At 72.9% G+C, this 21,873-nt stretch carries 19 protein-coding genes; 4 read left to right on the top strand and 15 right to left on the bottom strand.

What is annotated here, in order from left to right:
- Positions 1–55 precede the first annotated feature (55 nt).
- Positions 56–1,249: an adenosine deaminase gene (locus ACZ7MY_RS31180; RefSeq protein ID WP_499606623.1), complete on the bottom strand. Its 1,194-nt coding sequence runs from the start codon at positions 1,247–1,249 to the stop codon at positions 56–58.
- A 101-nt stretch (positions 1,250–1,350) separates the two neighbouring features.
- Between ACZ7MY_RS31180 and ACZ7MY_RS31175 the strand changes: the two genes are divergently transcribed.
- Positions 1,351–2,136, top strand: coding sequence for an alpha/beta fold hydrolase (locus ACZ7MY_RS31175; protein ID WP_499606622.1), 786 nt, complete (start codon positions 1,351–1,353; stop codon positions 2,134–2,136).
- Positions 2,137–2,157: 21 nt separating this feature from the next.
- Here ACZ7MY_RS31175 and ACZ7MY_RS31170 read toward each other — a convergent pair whose 3' ends face one another.
- Together ACZ7MY_RS31170 and ACZ7MY_RS31165 are read right to left on the bottom strand one after the other, a co-directional pair.
- Entirely contained in the window at positions 2,158–2,994 is an 837-nt protein-coding gene (locus ACZ7MY_RS31170) for an aminoglycoside phosphotransferase (RefSeq protein WP_499606621.1), read from the bottom strand.
- Positions 2,995–3,074: 80 nt separating this feature from the next.
- Complete coding sequence (locus ACZ7MY_RS31165) at positions 3,075–4,055, bottom strand: LysR family transcriptional regulator (protein WP_499606620.1); 981 nt, start codon at positions 4,053–4,055, stop codon at positions 3,075–3,077.
- A 63-nt stretch (positions 4,056–4,118) separates the two neighbouring features.
- Here ACZ7MY_RS31165 and ACZ7MY_RS31160 point away from each other — a divergent pair, with 63 nt between their 5' ends.
- A complete protein-coding gene (locus tag ACZ7MY_RS31160; protein WP_499606619.1) occupies positions 4,119–5,405 on the top strand; it encodes an MFS transporter in 1,287 nt (428 codons plus the stop codon).
- 68 nt (positions 5,406–5,473) lie between these two features.
- Here the strand turns inward: ACZ7MY_RS31160 and ACZ7MY_RS31155 are convergent, their stop codons facing one another.
- The 8 genes from ACZ7MY_RS31155 to ACZ7MY_RS31120 form a co-directional block, all read right to left on the bottom strand.
- Positions 5,474–6,751, bottom strand: a complete 1,278-nt coding sequence (locus ACZ7MY_RS31155; protein WP_499606618.1) for a thymidine phosphorylase — start codon at positions 6,749–6,751, stop codon at positions 5,474–5,476.
- 15 nt (positions 6,752–6,766) lie between these two features.
- Positions 6,767–7,189 (bottom strand): cytidine deaminase, encoded by a 423-nt coding sequence (locus ACZ7MY_RS31150; protein ID WP_499606617.1) that lies wholly within the window; start codon positions 7,187–7,189, stop codon positions 6,767–6,769.
- Positions 7,186–8,475, bottom strand: a complete 1,290-nt coding sequence (locus ACZ7MY_RS31145) for an ABC transporter permease (RefSeq protein ID WP_499606616.1) — start codon at positions 8,473–8,475, stop codon at positions 7,186–7,188. Before ACZ7MY_RS31145 ends, ACZ7MY_RS31150 begins: the two co-directional genes overlap by 4 nt.
- Complete coding sequence (locus tag ACZ7MY_RS31140; RefSeq protein ID WP_499606615.1) at positions 8,472–9,587, bottom strand: ABC transporter permease; 1,116 nt, start codon at positions 9,585–9,587, stop codon at positions 8,472–8,474. The genes ACZ7MY_RS31145 and ACZ7MY_RS31140 overlap by 4 nt, the downstream gene beginning before the upstream one ends.
- Positions 9,584–11,134: an ABC transporter ATP-binding protein gene (locus ACZ7MY_RS31135; RefSeq protein WP_499606614.1), complete on the bottom strand. Its 1,551-nt coding sequence runs from the start codon at positions 11,132–11,134 to the stop codon at positions 9,584–9,586. The genes ACZ7MY_RS31140 and ACZ7MY_RS31135 overlap by 4 nt, the downstream gene beginning before the upstream one ends.
- Positions 11,135–11,391: 257 nt before the next feature.
- The gene (locus ACZ7MY_RS31130; protein WP_499606613.1) at positions 11,392–12,447 is read right to left on the bottom strand and encodes a BMP family lipoprotein; all 1,056 of its coding nucleotides are present in this window, start codon (positions 12,445–12,447) and stop codon (positions 11,392–11,394) included.
- A gap of 154 nt (positions 12,448–12,601) precedes the next feature.
- Complete coding sequence (locus ACZ7MY_RS31125) at positions 12,602–13,804, bottom strand: M20 family metallopeptidase (protein WP_499606612.1); 1,203 nt, start codon at positions 13,802–13,804, stop codon at positions 12,602–12,604.
- 309 nt (positions 13,805–14,113) lie between these two features.
- Positions 14,114–15,676 (bottom strand): glycosyltransferase, encoded by a 1,563-nt coding sequence (locus ACZ7MY_RS31120; protein ID WP_499606611.1) that lies wholly within the window; start codon positions 15,674–15,676, stop codon positions 14,114–14,116.
- Positions 15,677–15,882: 206 nt separating this feature from the next.
- Here ACZ7MY_RS31120 and ACZ7MY_RS31115 point away from each other — a divergent pair, with 206 nt between their 5' ends.
- Complete coding sequence (locus ACZ7MY_RS31115; protein WP_499606610.1) at positions 15,883–16,083, top strand: hypothetical protein; 201 nt, start codon at positions 15,883–15,885, stop codon at positions 16,081–16,083.
- A gap of 127 nt (positions 16,084–16,210) precedes the next feature.
- A complete protein-coding gene (locus tag ACZ7MY_RS31110; RefSeq protein WP_499606609.1) occupies positions 16,211–16,966 on the top strand; it encodes a SecDF P1 head subdomain-containing protein in 756 nt (251 codons plus the stop codon).
- Between the two features lie 41 nt (positions 16,967–17,007).
- On the opposite strand, the gene ACZ7MY_RS31105 is transcribed toward ACZ7MY_RS31110, so the two are convergent.
- Genes ACZ7MY_RS31105 through ACZ7MY_RS31090 form a run of 4 tightly spaced genes read right to left on the bottom strand, consistent with a single transcriptional unit; the run spans position 17,008 to position 21,706 of the window.
- The gene (locus ACZ7MY_RS31105; RefSeq protein WP_499606608.1) at positions 17,008–18,123 is read right to left on the bottom strand and encodes a hypothetical protein; all 1,116 of its coding nucleotides are present in this window, start codon (positions 18,121–18,123) and stop codon (positions 17,008–17,010) included.
- Positions 18,124–18,126: 3 nt separating this feature from the next.
- Positions 18,127–19,083, bottom strand: coding sequence for an N-acetylneuraminate synthase family protein (locus ACZ7MY_RS31100; RefSeq protein ID WP_499606607.1), 957 nt, complete (start codon positions 19,081–19,083; stop codon positions 18,127–18,129).
- Entirely contained in the window at positions 19,080–20,369 is a 1,290-nt protein-coding gene (locus ACZ7MY_RS31095) for a cytidylyltransferase domain-containing protein (protein ID WP_499606606.1), read from the bottom strand. Before ACZ7MY_RS31095 ends, ACZ7MY_RS31100 begins: the two co-directional genes overlap by 4 nt.
- Before the next feature lie 29 nt (positions 20,370–20,398).
- Positions 20,399–21,706 (bottom strand): DUF6716 putative glycosyltransferase, encoded by a 1,308-nt coding sequence (locus ACZ7MY_RS31090; RefSeq protein ID WP_499606605.1) that lies wholly within the window; start codon positions 21,704–21,706, stop codon positions 20,399–20,401.
- Between the last annotated feature and the right edge of the window lie 167 nt (positions 21,707–21,873).

Genomic DNA, 21,873 nt, shown 5'->3' with positions numbered 1-21,873 from the left:
GCGGCCGCCCGGGGCCCGGACCGGCCCGCACCGGAACGGCGGGCCGGCCCGGTCCTCATCCCTCTTCCGGCGAGGAATCGCTGGCCACGGCGGTGCCGGCGGTCGTCTGGCGGAACAGCCACTCGGCCTTCAGCTCCGAGTAACCGGGCTTGATCACGTCATTGATCATCGCGAGACGTTCATCGAAAGGGATGAAGGCCGACTTCATCGCGTTGACCGTGAACCACTGCATGTCGTCGAGGGTGTAGCCGAACGCGGCCACCAGTTCGGCGAACTCGCGGCTCATGCTCGTACCGCTCATCAGGCGGTTGTCGGTGTTGACCGTGACCCGGAAGTGCAGCCTGCGCAGCAGCCCGATGGGGTGCTGCGCGTACGAGGCGGCCGCACCGGTCTGCAGGTTGGAGGTGGGGCACATCTCCAGGGGGATGCGCTTGTCGCGCACGTAGTTGGCGAGCCGCCCGAGGGAGACCGAGCCGTCGTCCGCGACCTCGATGTCGTCGATGATGCGCACGCCGTGGCCGAGCCGGTCGGCGCCGCACCACTGCAGCGCCTGCCAGATGGAGGGCAGGCCGAAGGCCTCGCCGGCGTGGATGGTGAAGTGGAAGTTCTCCCGCTGGAGGTACTCGAAGGCGTCGAGGTGGCGGGTGGGCGGGAAGCCGGCCTCGGCGCCCGCGATGTCGAAGCCGACGACGCCCCGGTCGCGGTAGCGGATGGCCAGTTCGGCGATCTCCTGGGAGCGGGCGGCGTGCCGCATCGCGGTGAGCAGGGCGCCCACCCGGATCCGGCCGCCCGCCTCGCGGGCCCGCCGTTCGCCCTCCCGGAAGCCCTCGTTGACGGCCTCCACGACCTCGTCGAGGGAGAGCCCGCGTTCGACGTGGAGTTCGGGGGCGTAGCGCACCTCGGCGTAGACGACGCCGTCCGCGGCGAGGTCCTCCGCGCACTCGGCGGCGACCCGGGTGAGCGCCTCGCGGGTCTGCATGACGCCGACCGTGTGCGAGAAGGTCTCCAGGTAGCGCTCCAGCGATCCGGAGTCGGCGGCCTCGCGGAACCAGGTGCCGAGCTTGTCCGGGTCGGTCTCGGGCAGGCCGTCGTAGCCCGAGGTGCGGGCCAGGTCGACGACGGTGCCGGGGCGCACGCCGCCGTCGAGGTGGTCGTGGAGCAGTACCTTGGGCGCGCGCCGGATCTGCTCGGGCGTGGGGGTGGCCCCCGCAGCGCCCGCGGGGAAGGGGAGCGTGCTTGAGCTCGTCATTTCCGAAACATACCCCCTACGCGCGTAGAACTCTTGGATGATGCCGAATATTGACCTCCTGGCCAGGTCGTGCACACCTTCCCGTCTGCCATGGTTACGCCATGGCTTCGCAAGCTTTACCGGTGCGTGGTGCGCGGTTGGGGAAGAGAGTGACTCCGGGTCTGAACCCGGCGGCCCGGCGGGAGACGGACGAGGAGGCGGTCCGTGCTGCCGTGCTGCTGCTGCCCGGCGGCAGTGCGCTGAGCACCCGCCGGCGCTCGCCCGTGGCCGCCGCGGCGATGGTGCCGCTGGCGCGCCGGCTGGTGCGGGCGGCGGGACGCGGTGAGGGCCTGGCGGTGCACGTCGTGCACTACCGCTTCCGCGGCTGGAACGGCGGTCACGCCCACCCGGCCGAGGACGCGCAGTGGGCGGTCGACGAGGTCGTCCGCCGTTACGGTGACGTACCGGTGTCGCTGGTCGGCATGGACATGGGCGCCCGTGCCGCGCTGCGGGCCGCGGGCCACCCGGCCGTCAACTCCGCGGTCGCCATAGCCCCGTGGCTGCCGGACGGGCCCGAACCCGATCCGGTGAAGCAGCTGATAGGCCGCCACGTCCTGATCGTGCACGGCACGAACGACGGCTCCACCCACCCGGACCTCTCCTACCGGCTGGCCGAGCGGGTGAAGAAGGTCAACCGGGACGTGTGCCGCTTCGAGGTGCACACCGACGGCCATCTGCTCCACGACCACCGCTCCGAAGTGGCCTCCCTGACGTCCGACTTCGTCCTCGGCACCCTGCTGGGACGTTCCTTCGCCCGCCCGGTCGCCGACGCGCTGGCCGCCCCTCCCCCGCTCGGCCTGCGCATGCCCCTGGCCTCCGGCTTCGGCCGTTCGCCCCAACTGCGCTGAGCCGTCCGGCGACCCCCGGGCTCACCGCCGCCCGCCCACCCTCCGTTCGACCAGGTCGGCGACCCGGGTGAACCCGGCCACCTCGTCCTCGGGCAGGGCGGCGCCGGGACCGGCCAGGAGGACCGACGCCGCCAGGCGGAAGATCAGGGCGCGCAGGAGCAGCTGCGCGCCCTCGGCACCGGGGACGGCCGAGTCCAGCAGGTCGTGCGGAGCGCCGTGGTGGAGGAGGCCGTCGACCGCCACGATCGCGTCGGCGTACGCGACGGGTCGCCAGTAGGGGGAGAAGTCGATGACCGCGGGGTCCCGGCCGGCCGCGAAGAGGACGTTCCCCGTCAGGTCGCCGTGGATGAGCCGGGCCGGAGCGTCGACCGGTGCGCGGAGCCGCTCCAGCCGGGCGAGCGGCCTCCGGACGTCCACCGGCATCCACGCCGTGGCCTCCCCCCAGGCGAGGCGATCGGCCACCGCCCACGGATGCCGCCGCGCGTCCAGGTGAGCGGGACGCGGCACATCGCGCAGGGCCTCGTGGAAGGCCCTTCCCGCGGCCAGCAGGGCGGCCCATCTGCCGGCGGGGCCGGGCTCACCCGGCAGGAACTCGGTAGCCGCCCAGCCTTCGACGACGTGGCCGCCCTCCGCGGAGCGCAGGAACCGCGGCACCCGGAAACCCCGGCGCCCCCGCAGACGTTCCATCAGCCCCGCGGCCCATGCGGTCTCCGCCGCGTCGGCGCCCGGCTTCAGCACCGCGCCGGCCACCCGGAAGCTCTGCCCCCGGCCTCCTTCGAGCGGCTCGGGCCGGCCGGGCAGCCCGAAGGCCTCCAGGACACGCGGGGGCGGCGGGATCGCGCCGGTCGCACGGGGCATGCCCCGTATCCTCCGGGACCGGCGGCGCGGGGCGCATCCGGGTTCCGGGGCGTCCGGCGCGGACGGCGCGGGCGGCGCCGTCAGTCGGGGAGGAGCTGCCCGCGCCGGCTCAGGAGGAACTTCTTGAACGCGGCGACGGGGGCCGTGTCGGCGTGGCCGCCGAGCCAGGCCACCCCGATCTCGCGGACCGCGCGCGGGGCCGTGACGGTCAGCTCCACGACGCCCGGACGCGGCACGAGCGGGGGAGGCAGCAGGGCCACGCCCAGGCCGGCGGCGACCAGCCCGCGCAGGGTCTCGGCCTCCTCCCCCTCGAAGCCCACCCGCGGGGTGAAGCCCGCCTCCGCGCACAGGGCGTCGGTGATGCGCCGCAGCCCGTACCCGGCCTCCAGGCTCACGAACAGCTCCCCGGAGGCCTCCGCCAGGCGCACCCTGCGGCGGGTCGCGAGCCGGTGGTCGGCGGGGACGACCAGCCGCAGCCGCTGCTCGTCCAGGCGGCGGACGACCAGGTCCGGGGCGTCCGGCACCGGTGAGGTCAGGCAGAGGTCCAGCTCGCCCGCGCGCAGCCCGGCGAGCATCGCCTCGCCGTAGTTCTGCACCAACTGGAAGCGGATCCGCGGGTGGTCGGCGCGGAAGGCGCGCAGCAGCGCCGGTACGGTCTCCGGGCCGAGGGTGTGGAGGAAGCCGAAGGCGACCCGTCCCGACTGGGGGTCGGCCGCGGCGCGCACGGACTCCGCCGAGCGCTCCACCTCGCCCAGCGCCCGCTCCACGGAGGCGAGGAAGCCGCGGCCGGCGGGGGTGAGCGAGACCGTACGGCCCTGCCGGGCGAAGAGCGTCACGCCCAGGTCGAGTTCGAGCCGAGCCATCGCCCGGCTCAGCGTGGACTGGGGCACGCCCAGCTCACGCGCCGCGCGGGTGACGTGCTCGTGCCGCGCCACGGCGGCGAACTGGGCCAGCCGGGGCGCCAGCACCGCCGCCCAGGACGCGCTGTCCAGCTCCGCCCGCATGTCTGTTGCGTCACGGGACTGCGACGGCGATCGGGCTGACCTCGCTTCATGCACCATGGGAACGATTATGGGCGCCGTGTGCATTGGACGCATGAAACGGGCCAGGCCTAGCGTGAAGACATGCCTCCCGCCGATACGGGGGCGTCCACCATGACACGGCCGGGCGCCGCCTCCTCCGCCTCCTCAGCCGCCACGCTCCGGCCGGGTGAGCCCGGCTACCGCCGCGCCAACCTGGCCCTGTTCGCCGCGGGTCTCGCCACCTTCGCACTGCTCTACTCCACGCAGGCCCTGCTCCCGGCGCTCTCCACGGGGCTGTCCCTGAGTCCGGCCCAGGCCAGCCTCACCGTGTCGGCCACCACCGCCGCGCTGGCGCTGGCCCTGCTGCCGGTGAGCGCGCTCAGCGAGAAGTACGGGCGCACGCCGGTGATGACGGCGTCGGTCTTCAGCGCCTCGGCGCTGGCCCTGGCCGTCCCCTTCGCGCCGGACCTGACCACCCTGGTCGTGCTGCGCGCCGCGCAGGGCGTGGCCCTGGCCGGGCTGCCGGCGACCGCGATGGCGTACCTCGGCGAGGAGATCCACCCGAAGGCCGTCGCCTCGGCGATCGGCCTCTACGTCGCGGGCAACAGCATCGGCGGCATGAGTTCCCGGGTCCTGACCGGCGCCGTGGCACAGGCCTTCGGCTGGCGCGCCGCGCTGTTGGCCGCGGGCGCGATGGCGGTGCTGTGCGCCGTCGCCTTCCGCCTGCTGATCCCCGCCGCCCGCAACTTCCGTCCCGGCCCGGTCAGTCCCGTCGCGCTCTGGCACACGGTCACCGGCCACCTGCGCACCCCGCTGCTGCGCCGGCTCTACCTGATCGGGCTGCTGTTCATGGCGGTCTTCGGCGCCGTCTACAACGTGCTGGGCTACCGGCTGGCCGCCGCGCCCTTCGGCCTGTCGCAGACCGCGATCGGCCTCATCTTCCTGGTCTACCTGGTCGGCACCGGCGCCTCCGCGGCCTCCGGCGTCCTGCACGGCCGTCTCGGCCGGCGCGGCGCCCTCTACGTCGCTGTGGCGCTGGCCACGGGCGGGCTGCTGCTCACCCTCGCGGGCTCCCTCGCGGCCGTGCTGACGGGTCTGGTGCTCATCACGGCCGGCTTCTTCACCGGGCACTCCATCGCCTCCGGCGCGGTCAGCCGTACCGCCACCACCGGCCGCGCCCAGGCCTCCGCGCTCTACCTGACCGCGTACTACATCGGCAACAGCCTCGGCGGCACCCTCGGCGCCTCCGCCTTCCACTCCGCCGGCTGGAACGGCACCGTCGCCCTGTGCCTGGCCGCCGTCCTGGGCGTCGCGGGCATCACCCTGCACGCGACCCGGCGCGCGGCGGCGGACCGGCGGCTCGCCCTCCCGGCGGGACGGGCGGTCTGACCGGCGGGGAAGGCATCGGGACCGGTGGAAGTCCACCGGTCCCGTTCCGTGCCGCGGGGCGGCCCCGCTCAGGCGATGCGGTCCAGCACGATCGGGTCCGGCGTGAACGCCGTGCCCGCCGGGGAGATCTCGACGCCGCCGGCGAGGGCCTCCAGCGCGTAGCCGAACTTCTCCGGGGTGTCGGTGTGCAGGGTGAGCAGCGGCTGGCCCTCGGTGACCGTGGCACCCGGCTTGGCGTGCAGCTCGATGCCCGCGCCGGCCTGCACCGGGTCCTCCTTGCGCGCCCGGCCGGCGCCCAGGCGCCAGGCGGCGACACCGACGGCGTAGGCGTCCAGGCCGGTGAGGACACCGGAGCGCTCGGCCGTCACTACGTGCTGCTCGCGCGCGACGGGCAGCGCCGCGTCCGGGTCGCCGCCCTGGGCGGCGATCATGCGGCGCCACACGTCCATGGCGGAGCCGTCGGCGAGCGCCTTGGCCGGGTCGGCGTCCTTCAGGCCGGCCGCGTCGAGCATCTCGCGCGCCAGGGCGAGGGTCAGCTCGACCACGTCGGCCGGGCCGCCGCCCGCCAGCACCTCGACGGACTCGCGGACCTCCAGCGCGTTGCCCGCGGTCAGGCCCAGCGGGGTGGACATGCCGGTGAGCAGCGCCACCGTCCGCACGCCGTGGTCGGTGCCCAGCCCCACCATCGTGGCGGCCAGTTCCCGGGCCTGCTCCAGGTTCTTCATGAAGGCGCCGGAGCCGACCTTGACGTCCAGGACGAGCGAGCCCGTGCCCTCGGCGATCTTCTTGGACATGATCGAGGAGGCGATCAGCGGGATCGCCTCGACCGTTCCGGTGACGTCGCGCAGCGCGTACAGCTTCTTGTCGGCCGGGGCGAGGCCGTCGCCCGCGGCGCAGATGACGGCGCCGGTGTCGCCCAGGACCCGCAGCATCTCCTCGTTCGACAGCAGCGCCCGCCAGCCGGGGATGGACTCCAGCTTGTCCAGCGTGCCGCCGGTGTGGCCGAGGCCCCGGCCGGAGAGCTGGGGGACGGCCGCGCCGCACGCCGCGACCAGCGGCGCGAGCGGCAGCGTGATCTTGTCGCCGACGCCACCGGTGGAGTGCTTGTCGGCCGTGGGGCGGGGCAGCGAGGAGAACTCCATGCGCTCGCCGCTGGCGATCATCGCGGCCGTCCAGCGCGCGATCTCGGCCCGGTCCATGCCGTTGAGCAGGATCGCCATGGCGAGGGCGGACATCTGCTCGTCGGCGACCTCACCCTTGGTGTAGGCGTCGATGACCCAGTCGATCTGGTCGTCGCCGAGGCGGCCGCCGTCGCGCTTGGTGCGGATGACGGAAATGGCGTCCATGGTTCACGTACCTTCTTAGCGGTTGATCAGGTCGTCCGGGCCGAACGCGTCGGGGAGGACGTCGCGCATCGTGCGGATGCCGTCGGACATCTCCACCAGCAGTTCGGGGCCGCCGTGCTCCCACAGGAGCTGACGGCAGCGGCCGCACGGCATCAGCTGGTCGCCCTTGCGGTCGACGCAGGTGAAGGCGACGAGCCGGCCGCCGCCGGTGGCGTGCAGGATCGACACCAGGCCGCACTCGGCGCACAGGCCGAGGCCGTAGCTGGCGTTCTCCACGTTGCAGGCCGAGATGACCCGCCCGTCGTCCACCAGCGCGGCAGCGCCGACGGGGAACTGGGAGTACGGGACGTAGGCCCGGGACATGGCGTCCCGGGCCTGCGCCCGCAGGCCTTCCCAGTCGACGTCGTCGACGCCGGCCCGGCCCGCGGTGTCGCTCACTTGCCCTGGCCCTTCCGGTACCTCATGCCGTCAGCCTTGGGCATCCGCAGGCGTTGTGCCGACAGGGAGAGCACCAGCAGGGTGACGACGTACGGGGTCGCGCCCACGAACTCGCCGGGCACCTCGTCGGTCAGCAGGTACCAGCCCAGCACCAGCGCGCCGACGACGAGGCTGACGCCGCCCTGCCAGAAGCTCCGCTTCCACAGCTTCCAGGCCGCCAGCAGCACCAGCAGGACCACCAGGAGCAGCAGCAGCGCGTGCACCGTGGGACCGCCGTTGCGCAGCTGGAGCGCGTCGGAGTAGCCGAAGAGGCCGGCGCCGGTGGCGAGGCCGCCGACCCGCCAGTTGCCGAAGATCATCGCGGCGAGGCCGATGTAGCCGCGGCCGCCGGTCTGGCCCTCGAGGTAGATGTGCGCGGGCACCATCGCGAGGAAGGCGCCGCCGAGGCCGGCCAGACCGCCGGAGGCGATCACGGCGATGTACTTGTACAGGTACACGTTGACGCCGAGCGACTCGGCCGCGATCGGGTTCTCGCCGCAGGAGCGCAGCCGCAGGCCGAACGGGCTGCGCCACAGCAGGAAGAAGCTGCCGACGAAGAGCACCACCGCGACCAGCGTCAGCGCGGACACGTCGGTGACCAGGCCGCCGAGGATGCCGGCGAGGTCGGAGACGAAGAACCAGCCGTGCTTCTCGATGCTCGCCAGCCCGTCGGACAGCCCGGGGACGTCGAACGACGGCAGGGAGTCGACCGGCGGGGACTGCTTGGGGTTGCCGCCCTTGGTGGCCGCGTCGCCGGTGGAGAACCACAGCTTGGCGAGGTACTGGGTGGCACCCAGCGCCAGGATGTTGATGGCCACGCCGGAGATGATGTGGTCGACGCCGAAGGTGACGGTGGCGACCGCGTGGATCAGGCCGCCGAGCGCACCGCCGACGACACCGGCGAGCACGCCCACCCAGGGGTTGGTCTGCCAGCCGGCCCAGGCACCGAAGAAGGTGCCGAGGATCATCATGCCCTCGAGGCCGATGTTGACCACGCCGGAGCGCTCGGACCACAGGCCGGCGAGGCCGGCCAGGCCGATCGGCACGGCGAGGCCGAGTGCGGCGGTGATCTGGCCCTGGGCGGTGAGCTGGTCCTGGCCGGTGATGATCCGTACCACCGACACCAGCGCGATCGCGGCGGCGATGATCAGCAGGACCACCGGGAAGGAGAGGCGGCCCTTGCGGCCCTTGGCCCCTGCGGCCTTGGGAGCCGCGGGCGGCGGGGTCTGGGTCGTCGTGGCGGTCACGCCGTCACCTCCTTCTTGGTGCGGGCCTGGGCGGCGAGCTCCTCGCCGACCTTCTGCTGCTGGCGCTTGAGGCCGTAGCGGCGGACGACCTCGTAGGCGATGACGACGCTCAGGACGATGACGCCCTGCATCACGCCGACGATCTCCTTGTCGTAGCCCTCGAACTCCAGGCGGCCCGAGCCGCGCTCCAGGAAGCCCCACAGCAGGGCGGCCAGCGCGACGCCGACCGGGTTGTTGCGGCCCAGCAGGGCCACCGAGATGCCGGTGAAGCCGATGCCGGCCGGGAAGAGGTCGGCCCCGTAGGCGTGGGTGTCGTTCAGCAGCAGCGGCAGGCCGGTGAGACCGGCCAGGCCGCCGGAGATCAGCATGCTGGTGACGACCATGCGCTTGACGCTGACGCCGCTGGCGGTGGCGGCGCTCTCGGACAGGCCGACGCTGCGCAGGTCGAAGCCGAAGCGGGTGCGGCCCAGCACGAACCAGTAGCCGACGCCGATGATCACGGCGAGCACGACGAAGCCGTAGATCTGGCCGACGTCCTCGCCCATGTCGAAGTTGAACAGGTGGCCGGAGGAGGGCAGCGGCGTGGTCGACACCGAGGTGCCCGCCTCGTCGAGGTGGCCGAGCCGGCCGTCCTTGAGCAGGTAGCCGACGATGGACAGGGCGATCGCGTTCAGCATGATCGTCGCGATGACCTCGCTGACCCCGCGCGAGGTCTTCAGCACACCCGCGATACCGGCCCACATCGCGCCGACGGTCATGGCGACCACGATGATCAGCGGGACCTGCAGGAAGCCCGGCAGCGACACCGCGCCGCCGACGGCCGCGGCGAAGAACGCGCCCAGGCGGTACTGGCCCTCGACACCGATGTTGAACAGGTTCATGCGGAAGCCGACGGCGACCGCGATGCCCGCGATGTAGTACGTGGTCGCCTTGTTGATGATCTCGACCTGGCTGTCGCTCTTGAAGCCGTAGTCGAACATCGTCCCGAAGGCGCCGAACGGCTCCTTGCCCGTGGCGAGCAGCACCAGCGCCGTGATCACGAACGCGGCCACGAGCGCCAGCACGGGGGCGGCGATGGCGAGGAGCACCCGCTCCTTGTCGAACTTCTTCATCGGTCCTCTCCCCCGTGGCCGGCGTCGCCGTCCTCGTGCTCGAGATGGCCGGCGGCCGCGCCGGTCATCGCGGAGCCCAGCTCCTCCGGGGTGATGGTGGCGGGGTCGGCGTCGGCGACCAGGCGGCCGCGGTACATGACGCGCAGGGTGTCGGACAGGCCGATCAGCTCGTCCAGGTCGGCGGAGATCAGCAGCACGGCCAGGCCCTCGCGCCGGGCCTCGCGGATCTGGTCCCAGATCTGGGCCTGGGCGCCGACGTCCACGCCCCGGGTGGGGTGCGCGGCTATCAGCAGCTTGGGCCGGTGGCTCATCTCACGGCCGACGATCAGCTTCTGCTGGTTGCCGCCGGACAGGGACGCGGCGGTCACCTCGATGCCGGGGGTGCGGACGTCGTACTCGCGCACGATCCGCTCGGTGTCGCGGCGGGCCGCGGCCGGGTCGAGGAAGCCGCCCTTGCTGTTGGGGCGCTCGGTGACGTGGCCCAGGATGCGGTTCTCCCAGAGCGGGGCCTCCAGCAGCAGCGCGTGCCGGTGCCGGTCCTCGGGGATGTAGCCGATGCCGCCCTCGCGGCGCCTGCGGGTCGAGAGCTGGGTGATCTCGTCGCCGTCCAGGCCGATCCGGCCCGCGTCGGGCGGCAGGATGCCCATGATCGCCTCGACGAGTTCCGCCTGGCCGTTACCCTCGACACCCGCGATGCCGAGGACCTCGCCCTTGTGGATGGTGAAGGAGATCCGGTCCAGGACGACCCGCTCGATGCCCTCCAGGTCGGTCTCCGACAGGTGCAGACCGTCGACGGTCAGCATCGGGACGTCGGTGACCGTGGACTCGCGGGTCTCCGGCGACGGCAGCTCGCTGCCGACCATCAGCTCCGCGAGCTGCTTGGGGGTCGTGGTCGCCGGGTCGGCGGAACCGACCGTGGTGCCCCGGCGGATGACGGTGATCTCGTCGGCGACGGAGAGCACCTCGCCCAGCTTGTGGGAGATGAAGATGACCGTCAGGCCCTCGGCCTTGAGCTCGCGCAGGTTGTCGAAGAGCGCGTCGACCTCCTGCGGGACGAGGACCGCGGTCGGCTCGTCGAGGATCAGCGTACGGGCGCCGCGGAAGAGGACCTTCAGGATCTCGACGCGCTGACGGTCGGCGACACCGAGGTCCTCCACCAGGACGTCCGGGCGCACTCCGAGGCCGTAGGCGTCCGAGATCTCCTTGATCTTCGCCCGGGCCCTGCCGCCGATGCCGTACAGCTTCTCGCTGCCGAGGACGACGTTCTCGAGGACGGTGAGGTTGTCGGCGAGCATGAAGTGCTGGTGCACCATGCCGATGCCGCGGGCGATGGCGTCGCCCGGGTCGTGGAAGGTGACCCGGTCGCCGTCGACGGTGATGGTGCCCTCGTCCGGCTTCTGCATGCCGTAGAGGATCTTCATCAGCGTCGACTTGCCGGCGCCGTTCTCGCCCACGAGGGCGTGCACCGTGCCACGGCGAACCGTGATGTCGATGTCGTGGTTGGCCACGACGCCTGGGAATCGCTTGGTGATGCCGCGGAGCTCCACGGCGTTCTGGCTGGGGGGGCTGGACGCGTCGATGGCGCACTCTCCTCGCGGAAAAGAGCGGGGTGGGCGGGGTGTGGCGAACGTATCGCGAGGAGGGGCTTCTACACGCGTAGCGTTGCCAGATCCATAAGGGGATGAGTCACAACGGATACCGCGTGCGCGACACCCGGCTGAACGCAGGCGCGAGGCCCGGGAAGGGGGGAGCCTGGGCTGTCCCCTCCCGAGCCTCGCGCCCGGCGCTCATGAGAGACCGGACGTCACTTGACGGTCGTCTTGACCTTGATCTCGCCGCTCACGATCTTGGTCTTGGCCTCGTCCAGCTGGGACTTGATGTCGTCGATGAAGCCACCGCTGGTGGACAGGCCGACACCGTCCTTGGCCAGGTCGTAGGCGTTGGTGCCGGTCAGCGGGGCACCGTCCTTGACCGACTTGACCGCCTCGTAGACCGCGACGTTCACGTTCTTCAGCGCGGAGGTCAGGATCGAGTCCTTGTACTTCGCCAGACCGGGCTGCTCGTGCTGGTCGGAGTCGACACCGATCGCCCAGGTGCCGGACTTGCCGGCGACGGCCTCGATGGCGCCGTTGCCGGAGGAGCCGGCGGCCGAGTAGATCACGTCGATGCCGTTGTCCAGCATGCCCTGCGCGGCGGCCTTGCCCTTGGCGGGGTCGGAGAAGCCGGAGATGTCCGAGCCGGGGGTCAGGTACTGGGTGGTGACCTTGACCTTCGGGTTGGTCGCCTCGACGCCCTGGCGGAAGCCGGCCTCGAACTTGTTGATCAGCGGGATGTCCACGCCACCGATGAAGCCGACCTTGTTGTCCTTGGTCTTCAGGGCGGCGGCGACACCGGCGAGGTAGGAGCTCTGCTCCTCGGTGAAGACGATGCTGTCGACGTTCTTGGCGTCGACGACCGAGTCGACGATCGCGAAGGTCGTCTTGGGGTACTTCTTGGCCGCGGCCGTGATGGACTCGGCGTACGCGAAGCCGACACCGATGACCGGGTTGTAACCCGCGTCGGCCAGGTCCTCCAGGCGCTGCTCGCGGTCGGCCTCGGTGTCCGAGGTCTTGGCGGTCAGCTCCTTCACCTCGACGCCGAAGTCGGCCTTCGCCTTGTCCAGGCCCGCGGCGGCGGAGTCGTTGAACGAGTGGTCACCACGGCCACCCACGTCGTAGGCGACGCCGACCTTCAGCTTGCTGCTGTCGCTGCTGCCGCTGGTGGTGTCACTGTCCTTGGAGCTGCTGCCGCAAGCGGTCGCAGTGAGCGCGAGAGCCGCGGAGGCTATACCCGCGGCGGCGATCTTGGTTACCCGGCGCAAGAGGGTACCCCTTCAACTCTGAGCGCCCCGTCCGGCGCTGGCTTAACCGGAGCTTAACGCGCGTAGATGTCAGGTAAAGGGGGGTTGGCCGCCCGTTATCGGATCGTCGCATTTCGGCCAGGTGACCCGGCCGTGTCGGCCGGGTCACCCACCGTCATGCGAGCAGCGCAGCGGAGGTGAAGAGCTCCACGCCGACCGTGATCGCGCCCTCGTCGACGTCGAAATCACCTTGGTGCAGATCACGCTTCGCCGTGTCCCCGACGGGCCGTACGCCCAGCCTCGCGAGCGCCCCCGGGACCTGCTCCAGGTACCAGGAGAAGTCCTCGCCGCCGAGGCTCTGCTCCGTGTCCTCGACGGTGTGCGCGCCGTAGCGGGCCGTCATGGCGTCGCGCAGCAGCTCGGTCGAGTCCGCCTCGTTCACCACCGGCGGCACGCCGCGGTGGTAGGTCAGCTCCCACTTGGCCCGGTACATGGCGGCCACCTGGTCGATCACCTCATGGACCAGGTCGGGGGCCTCGTGCCAGGCGTTCAGGTCCAGGCAGCGGACCGTGCCCTCCAGCTCGGCGTGCTGCGGGATGACGTTGGCCGCGTGGCCGGCCTCGATGCGGCCCCACACGATGCTCATCCCGGAGCGGGGGTCGATCCGCCGGGCCAGCACGGCCGGCAGCTCGGTGGCCATCTTGGCGGCGGCCGTCACCAGGTCGGTGGTGAGGTGGGGGCGGGCCGTGTGGCCGCCCGCGCCGTCCAGCGAGAGCTCCAGCCGGTCCACGGCCGAGGTGATCGGCCCCTGGCGCAGCCCGATCCGGCCGACCTCCACCTTCGGGTCGCAGTGCAGGGCCAGGATCCGGCCCACGCCGTCCAGCGCGTTCGCCTTGATGGCGTCCAGCGCGCCGCCCGGCATGACCTCCTCGGCCGGCTGGAACACCAGCCGTACCGGACGCCTCAGCTTGCCCTCGCGCTCCAGCTCCGCCAGCACCAGGCCGGCGCCGAGCACCACCGTGGTGTGCACGTCGTGGCCGCAGGCGTGCGCCCGGCCGGGCACGGTCGAGCGGTACTCCACCCGCTTGGTGTCCGGGATCGGCAGCGCGTCGAGGTCCGCGCGCAGCGCCAGTCGCGGACGCTCCGGGTCGGTGGCGCCGATGTCGCACAGCAGACCGGTACCGCCGGGCATCACGCGCGGCCGCAGGCCGGCCTGCTCCAGGCGGGCCTTGATCGCGGCGGTGGTACGGAACTCCTGCCGGCCCAGCTCGGGGTTCATGTGCAGGTCCCGCCGGAACGCCACGAGCTCGACCCGGAGGCGCTCGGGCAGTACGCCCAGCAGCGCACCTTCGGGTGCGGCGGGAACTGTGGGCGCCACTGGCACGGGATTTTCGGAGGGTTCGGAGGCTGAGTCGTTCACCTCCGACAGGCTAGACCGCATCTGTGCTCCCGATCACTACATCGCCGTAAATTCATGCCGCGCGAGGAAGAAAAACTCCCCCGTTCGGCGCGTACCCCGCCCCGTACAGGGGTATCAACCTGGTTTATCCCTCGCCACTCCATAGTGGCGCAACGATCGCCAGGCCGCGAGGCAACGCCCTGTGAGCGGCCCGGAACGGCCCAGCCGGCCTCGCCGCAACCCGTGGGCGACCCGGAGCGAGGGTGCGCAGCGACACTCCGTGACGGTTCAGGCCAGGGCGACGGGTGCCTCGGAGGCGGACAGCTCCGGGGAGGGACGGCGGGGGCCCAGGAGGCGGGCGTAGAGGTCGAGGAGCGGCTCGGACTGCTTCTGCCAGGACCACTCGCGCAGGACGTCCCCGCGCTCGTACGCCTTGCGGTAGCGGCGCGGATTGGTGAGCACGGCGCCCACGGCACGGACGAAGTCGGCGGTGTCCCCGGAGCGGAAGACCTCTCCGTTGCCGATCTCCAGGGTCGGGCGGGCCAGCACGCGGACGTCGCTGACCACCACGGGCAGCCGGGCGTGCGCGTACTCGAAGTAGCGGGCCGGGAGCGCGACCTGCCGGTCGGGGAGGCGGTGCATGGGGAGCACGCCGATGTCGGCCGAGGACAGGAAGCGCGGGATCTCCGCGGGCGGCACGTAGGGCAGCACGTGCAGCCGGCGGGCCACACCCAGCTCGGCGGCGCGGCCGGTGAGGGTGCGGATCCAGGGGTCGTCCGGGTCGGGGACGATCAGCGCGGCGTGCAGGTCGTACAGCTTGGGCAGCGCGTCGACGACCGTGAGCAGGCCGCCGGCGGGGCCGGCGGAGCCGCTGTGGACCAGCAGCGGGACCTCGGGGGCGAGGTGGCAGCGGTCGCGGACGCCGGGAGGCGGCGGGGAGGGCGGCGGCTCGTGCGGCGGGGTGTTGCGGGCGACGGCCGGGCGCGCGGGCAGCCGGTGACGCTCGCGGAGGCGGTCGGCGTAGGTGTCGGCGACGGTGACCACGCCGTCGGTGAGCGGTACGTAGCTGCGCTCGTGGGCGTCCCGGGCGAGGGCGGCGCGCCGGGTGGCCTCGGCCTTGGCGGTGGTGTCCCAGACCACCTCCACCCGGTGCCCGGTGCCCTCGGCGCGCATCGCGGCCCGCACGGCGGTGCCCAAGGTGCGGTGGCCCAGGGCGTGCACGAGGTGCGGGCGCAGTTCGTCGAGGACCGGGCCGTAGGCGATCTCCAGGTCGAGCAGGAGCGGGTCGAGCCGGCGCCAGCAGCGCTTGCCGAGCAGCAGCCGGGTCGCGGTGGCGGCGGCCCCTTCGAGGGAACCGCCGGGAGTGGCGCGGCGGCGGACCGCGGCGCGGTACTGCGCCGAGCGCACCGCCGTCCAGGCCCGGCGCAGCACGTGCCGGAACCGCCCGCCCGCGTGGACCAGGCGGGCGGCGGCCTTCAGCGGTAAAGGGCGGTGGATCACATCCAGTTCGGCCCCGCGCGAGGCCAGCAGGGACGCGTGGGCGGCGAGCAGCGCGGTGCGGTAGGCGTGGGCGTCGGCGCTGCGGTAGGCCAGGACGTGCCGCAGGCCCGGACGGGGGCGCTGCAGCCGCCTGCGGTGGAGCGTCTCGGCGACGGTCACACGGATCAGCCGCACCCCGGCGGGCGCGGTGCCGGCGCCGGTGACCGGTGCGTCGGCGGCGCGGCCGATGAGGGTGACGTCGTACCCCGCCGCGGCCGCGGCGGCGGCGACGCGGTGCGCCCGGGAGTCACCGTCGAGCGCGCTGTCCGCGAGGACCGCGATGCGCGGCGCGGACCTCGGTGCCGTTGCCATGGATCAAGACAACCGGGTTCGGGTGACCGCTCGGTGAAGTGGATCTTGCGGTGAGCGGAACGACACCAGCCGCCGGCTCACGCGCTCTTGCGCGCCCCCGCACTTCAACGCGCCCCGGCGCGGCCGGTTTTCACCCTTGCCACGCCTTTCGGGAGCTTGTCACCGGCCTCCAGACTGGTGTGACGAGGGGAATGGGGGTGGGGCGTGTGACATCGCGATACCCGGGCGCCGGGAGCGCGGGCGCCTCCGCGGAAACGGCGGCGTACGGCGCGGACGGCGGGGGTGTGGACGGGCGCCGGGTGGGCGAGCGGCTGACCCGGCTGCGGGCCCTCGTCGGCGACGCCACCGCGCTCACCGGGCTGGTCACCGCGGTCCACGAGAGCGTACGGGCGGTCACCGGTGGGTGAGCGGCCGCACCGTGGACGGTCGGCGGCGGCGATGGCGCTGTGCTGCGCCGCGATGGCGTCGGCGTGCTCGCTGCCGGGCGCGGGAGAGGGGTCGGGCGGGTCCGCCGAAGGACCGCGTACGACGGCCGTGTTCGCCCCGCGCGAGCCCGTGGACGCGGCACGGCTGCGGCAGATCGCCGGCCTCATGGCGCAGCGCGCGGAGGGCTTCGGCTACGAGGACGTCACCGCGGAGGCCGACGCGGGCCGGGTCACGGTCTCCCTGCGCGGGGGGAGCGAGTGGGAGATCGCCTCGCTGGGGAAGCCCGCGGTCCTGGTCTTCCGGCCGGTGGTGATGCTGGAGGCCTCCGGCCGCGGCTCGCCCGCGCCACCGCCGGGGTCGACGGGCGGCTCCGGTGGCACCTCGGCGCCCGGCAGCGCGGAGTACGCCGCCCTGGACTGCTCGGTGCCGGCCCAGCGGGCCGAGCACCGGCGGGGCGCCACGGACCGGGCCGTCGCCTGCGCCGAGCGGGCCGAGAGCGGTGCCTGGGCGAAGTACCTGCTCGGGCCGGTGGCCCTGGGCGGCACCGACATCAGTGACGCGGAGGCCGTGCTGGACACGCAGAACGCCGCCGGCTGGCAGGTCCGGCTGACCTTCGGCAGCGGCGGCGCGCGGAAGTTCGCCGACCTCACCAGGAGCCTGGCGTCCCGGCTGAGCCCGGCCAACCAGTGCGCGATGGTGCTCGACGGCGCCGTGCTGTCGGCGCCGCTGGTCAACTCGGCCATCACCGGCGGCACAGCCGTCATCACCGGCAACTACACCCGCAGCTCCGCCGGCCGGCTGGCCGCCCAGCTGAGCAGCGGCAGCCTGCCGACGGAGATGGAGGTCGTCTCCGTCACGCACTGACCCCCCGGCGGTTCCGGTCGACTGAAGCCGGCGAGCCGGGTTCAGTTGACCGGGACCGTGCCCGAGGCCACCGAGGCCAGGCCGTGCAGGTCGCGGGCGCTGCCCGTGATCCCGGACAGGAAGCTCTGGGCCCGGGGCGAGGCCTTGTCGGTCAGCCACTCCGGGTCGACGTCGCAGACCGTGATCCTGACGCCGGTACCCTCCAGGGCGAGCGGCAGGGTGTGCACGACCGTGGAGGGGAAGCTCAGGATCGTGTGGCCGATCGGGCCACGACGCGCGATCAGCTCCAACGGCAGGTCGGGCCGCACGATCTGCAGCCCGGTCTCCACCGACAGCCGGTGCAGCTTGTCGGCGCTCTCCCGGCGGTGCGCGAAGTAGCGGGTGGCGCCGTGCGCCCGGGCCAGGGCCGCGACGGCGGTCAGGTAGCGCTCGGGATCGACGACCCCGGTCTCCACCAGGGAGGTGCCGACGATGTCGGTGCCGGCGCTGACCCTGGGCGGCCCGAACCGCGCCCGGGTCCAGGCGAAGCGGTTGGTCCGCAACGCCATCCCGGGGGGAGGCGAGGCGGGCATCGAGCTGAACAGCTCGACGCGCCTTCCGGCGCCGGGGGTGAGACGGCGCCGGGCAGCCGAGGCGAAGACGCCGAAGGCCGCGTCCGCCGGCGAGAGCCGGCGGCCGCTGCGGTGCCAGCGGACGAGCCGGGCACCCCGGGTGAGGAGTTCGGTGAACTCCATGGTCGCCGTGCCGTCGTCCACGACGGTGATCTCCTTCGCCCGGCTGAGCGGCAGGAGCACCTGCACCAGCCGGGAGAAGGGGTCACCCAGGACGATCCGACGCGCGGCCCGCAGGGCCGGCGTCAGATCGGCGGCGGTGCGCAGCAACGAGCCCCGGGAGGAGCGGGCCTCGCACCAGCGCACGGTGATGCCCTCGTCCATCGCCAGTTCCGTCATGCGACGGAGCTGGCCACGCGTCATGGGGTCACGCGGGGCGAGGGCGACGATGGTGAGCGGCCGCCCGGACGCCACCGGGCCCGGGACGGCCGTGACCGTCCCGGGCCGCGGTGTGGGCACCGCGGGCGGGTGAACATGCGCCCACTCCAGCACGTTGAGCAGCTGAACGGGGCTCTCTACGAGTGCCAGAGTGCCGCTGTCGCCCATGGGTCAGGCCGACACCGTCTCGGCCTCGGCGGCGGCGGCCGCCTGGGCCGCCTCCTGCTCGGCGATGACGCCGGGCACGCGGCGCAGCTTCTTCATCGGGCCGAGCTCGCCCTCGTAGACCTTCTTGACACCGTCGCCGAGCGCCTGCTCGATGATGCGGATGTCGCGGACCAGGCGGTCCAGGCCCTGCGGCTCGACGGAGGCGGCCTGGTCCGAGCCCCAGTTGGCACGGTCGAGGGTGATGTGGCGCTCGACGAAGACGGCGCCCAGGGCGACGGCCGCGAGGGTGGTCTGCAGGCCGATCTCGTGGCCGGAGTAGCCGACCGGCACGTTCGGGAACTCGTTCTGCAGGGTGTTGATCATCCGCAGGTTGAGCTCCTCGTGCTTCGCCGGGTAGGTCGACGTGGCGTGGCACAGGATGATGTTCTCGCTGCCGAGCACCTCCACCGCGTGGCGGATCTGCTTCGGGGTCGACATGCCGGTCGAGAGGATGACCGTCTTGCCGGTGGCGCGCAGGGCGCGCAGCAGCTCGTCGTCGGTCAGCGAGGCCGAGGCGACCTTGTGGACCCGGACGTTCTCGAACTTCTCCAGGAACGCGACCGAGGGGACGTCCCACGGGGAGGCGAACCAGTCGATGCCCTTCTTGGTGCAGTACTCGTCGATCGCGCGGTACTCGTCCTCACCGAACTCCACCTTGTGGCGGTAGTCGATGTAGGTCATGCGGCCCCAGGGGGTGTCGCGCTCGATGTCCCACTGGTCGCGCGGGGTGCAGATCTCCGGAGTGCGCTTCTGGAACTTCACACCGTCGGCGCCGGCCTCCACGGCCGCGTCGATCAGGGCGAAGGCGTCCTCGAGGGAGCCGTTGTGGTTGATGCCGATCTCGCCGGTGACGTAGACGGGCTGGCCGGGGCCGACCAGGCGGTCGCCGATCGGACGAAGGCGGGCGTTGGTGGTGGTCACTGCGAGAGTTCCCTTCGGGAAAGTGAGGGGCCGAGGATCCACGAGGCGATCTCGCGGATAGCTCCGCTTCCTCCGGGCGTTGCGGTGATGGAGCGGGCGGCGTCCTTGACGATGTCGTGCGCGTTGGCGACGGCCGTGGGCCAGCCGACGAGCGCGAAACAGCCGAGGTCGTTGACGTCGTTGCCGACGTACAGGACCCGCTCGGGGGCGATTCCCTGCTCCTCGCACCACTGCTTGAGTGCGAGGTCCTTGCGGTCGATGCCGTGGAGCACGGGGACCTTGAGCTTGCGGGCCCGCGCGGCGACGACCGGGTTGGTCTCCGTGGACAGGATCAGGACGGGCAGGCCGTTGTCGCGCAGGGCGGCGATCCCGAGTCCGTCACCGCGGTGCACGGTGACGGCCTCGCGTCCTTCGGAGTCGACCAGCACCGTGTCGTCGGTCTGGGTGCCGTCGAAGTCGAGTACGACCGCGTCGACGTCGTCGCGGGTCGGGCGCGCCGGCGCCTCGGCTGCGGCATCCGCGGCGGGGTCGAGCAGCGGGGCCAGGGCGCGGGCGCGGGCCAGGTCGTCCGGCTCGTCGACCTCCAGGACCTTGGCCGGGTCGGTGCGCACCAGCGCGGTGTGGCCGAAGAAGCGGTGCTTGGCCTCGCGGAAGCCCGGGACGCGCATCGCGTAGGCGGCGCCGGTCTCCAGCAGGTCCTGCGGCCGGTCCTGGCGGCGCGGGCGGTGGGCCTTGTCGTGGTTGACGCCGTAGCCGCCGGTCGCGGCGGCCACCGTCGTACGGGCCCGGCCGCCCTCGGCGGCCTCGTCGGCGGCCGCGGCGGCGGCGGCGCCGATCTGGTCGGCGGCGTCGCGCCAGATGAAGCCGTGGAAGGGGGCCACGGTCACGGCGGTGTCCGCGCCGTCCTCGACGACCGCGGCGGCCACGCCGTTGACGTCCTCGGTGGTGATGAACGGGCTGGTGCACTGGACGAGCAGCACCACGTCGGCGCCGCGGCCGGTCATCGCCTCGTGCGCGTCCATCGCGTGCAGGACCGCGGCCTCGCTGGTCGCGGTGTCCCCGGCGATGGCGGCCGGTCGCAGGACGACCTCGGCGCCGGCGGTGCGGGCCGCGTCGGCGATGGCGGGGTCGTCGGTGGAGACGACGACGTCGGTGACCAGGTCCGCCTCGGTGCAGGCCCGCACGGCGCGGGCGACCAGCGGCACGCCGCCGACCGTGGCCAGGTTCTTGCCGGGTACGCCCTTCGAGCCGCCGCGGGCGGGAATGACGGCCAACACCGTTGGCATGGTGGCTCCTTGCGATTTGGGGTGCGGGTTCACAGCTGCCCCCACCTGCGGATCACGGGCGCGACGCGCTGCACGCCCTGGCGGTACGCGGCACGCGCGGAGTTGCGCGCGATGTCGCGCACGGCCCGGCGCAGCGGACTGGGCTCGGTGGGCTCGGTCGCGGCGCCCGGCAGGGGCTCGCCCTTGGGGTCGAGGCCGTGGCGGGCGAGGACGCCGGGCAGGTAACCGGGCGCGGTGGTGGTCGTGTAGTACGGCGCCAGCGGCGGGAGCACGGGGGCGGCGGCCAGTGCCGTGACGCGCTCGCGCACGCTCCGGAAGGGGTCGCCACCGGAGGCGATGCCCTGGGCGCGGGCCCACTCGGGGTGCACCCTCGGCACGTCGCCGGAGTCGATCTGGTCCCAGGAGGCGTAGGCGCCGGAACCGAGGAAGTGGTGGTTGCCCAGCGCCTCGCGGATGCCGAGGTCGGTGAGGACGGCCGTGGGGATGCCGCGGTGCATGGACTCCAGCGCCGCCGTCGAGCTCACCGTGACCAGCAGGTCGGTGCGGTCCAGGACCTCGCCCATGTGCCCGTAGACGAGCTTGAGGTTCTTCGGCGGGTCCAGCTTGGACACCAGCTTCTGGTACGGCTGTTCCTCGATGTGCGTGGTGTGCTCACCGGGCTTGCTGCGCAGCTTGACCAGGACCTCGCGCTCCGGGTGGAAGCGCGCGTGGTCCACCGCGCGGCGCAGCAGGTACGTACGGTCCTTGCGGCTGTCCGGCACGGAGGGCTGGACGGCGAAGACCACGGTGAAGGGGCGGTCCGCGGAGGACTCGTAGGGCTTGCCCTCCAGGAAGGGCAGGGCGGTCTCGACGATCGCCCCGGCGTCCGTGCCGACGCCCTCGTAGACCTCGCGGAAGCGCCGCGCGTCGTGGGCGCTGTTGGCGAGCACCGCGTCGGCACCGGCCCGCAGCAGGAGCCCGTCGGCGAGCTTCTCGTAGACGACCCCGACGTAGCCGGTCACGACGACCGGACGGCGGGGGGTGCCCTGCCACGCGCGGGCGAGTCCGTGCAGCATGGCCTGGACGGAGCCGCCGACGCAGGAGAGCACGACCACGTCCGCCGTGTCACGGGAGGTCCCGGCCAGGAACTGTGCCGCGGTGACCTCGCGCATCGAGTCCGCGGGGATGCCGACCTCCGCGAGCTGGCGCTCGGTCGGGGTCGCCCGGCCACGGAGCAGGCGGGCGTCGAGCCGCGCCTCCGGGGCGATGCGGCGCGCCGTCAGCGCACCCCATTTCCATCGGGTGTCCGAGTCGGCGAGGACGGTGACCCTCATCGGGTCGGCGGTACTTGCTGGCACGCCGCAGACGGTAGGAATGCATTCCGAGCGGGTCTCCAACGCAACGCCAACGGACGGTTAACAACACGCCGCCGAATGAAGAATCGGCCGCCCCCGGCACCGGATTCACGGTTCCGACATCTCCCGTTCACCTCGGGGTGGGGGAGGCGTCAGGGCGGGGGACGAGC

It is taken from the genome of Streptomyces sp. NPDC111520, from assembly GCF_055635295.1.
The sequence above is the reverse complement of the archived record's forward strand: the minus strand, read 5'-3'. Positions and strand labels throughout refer to the sequence as shown.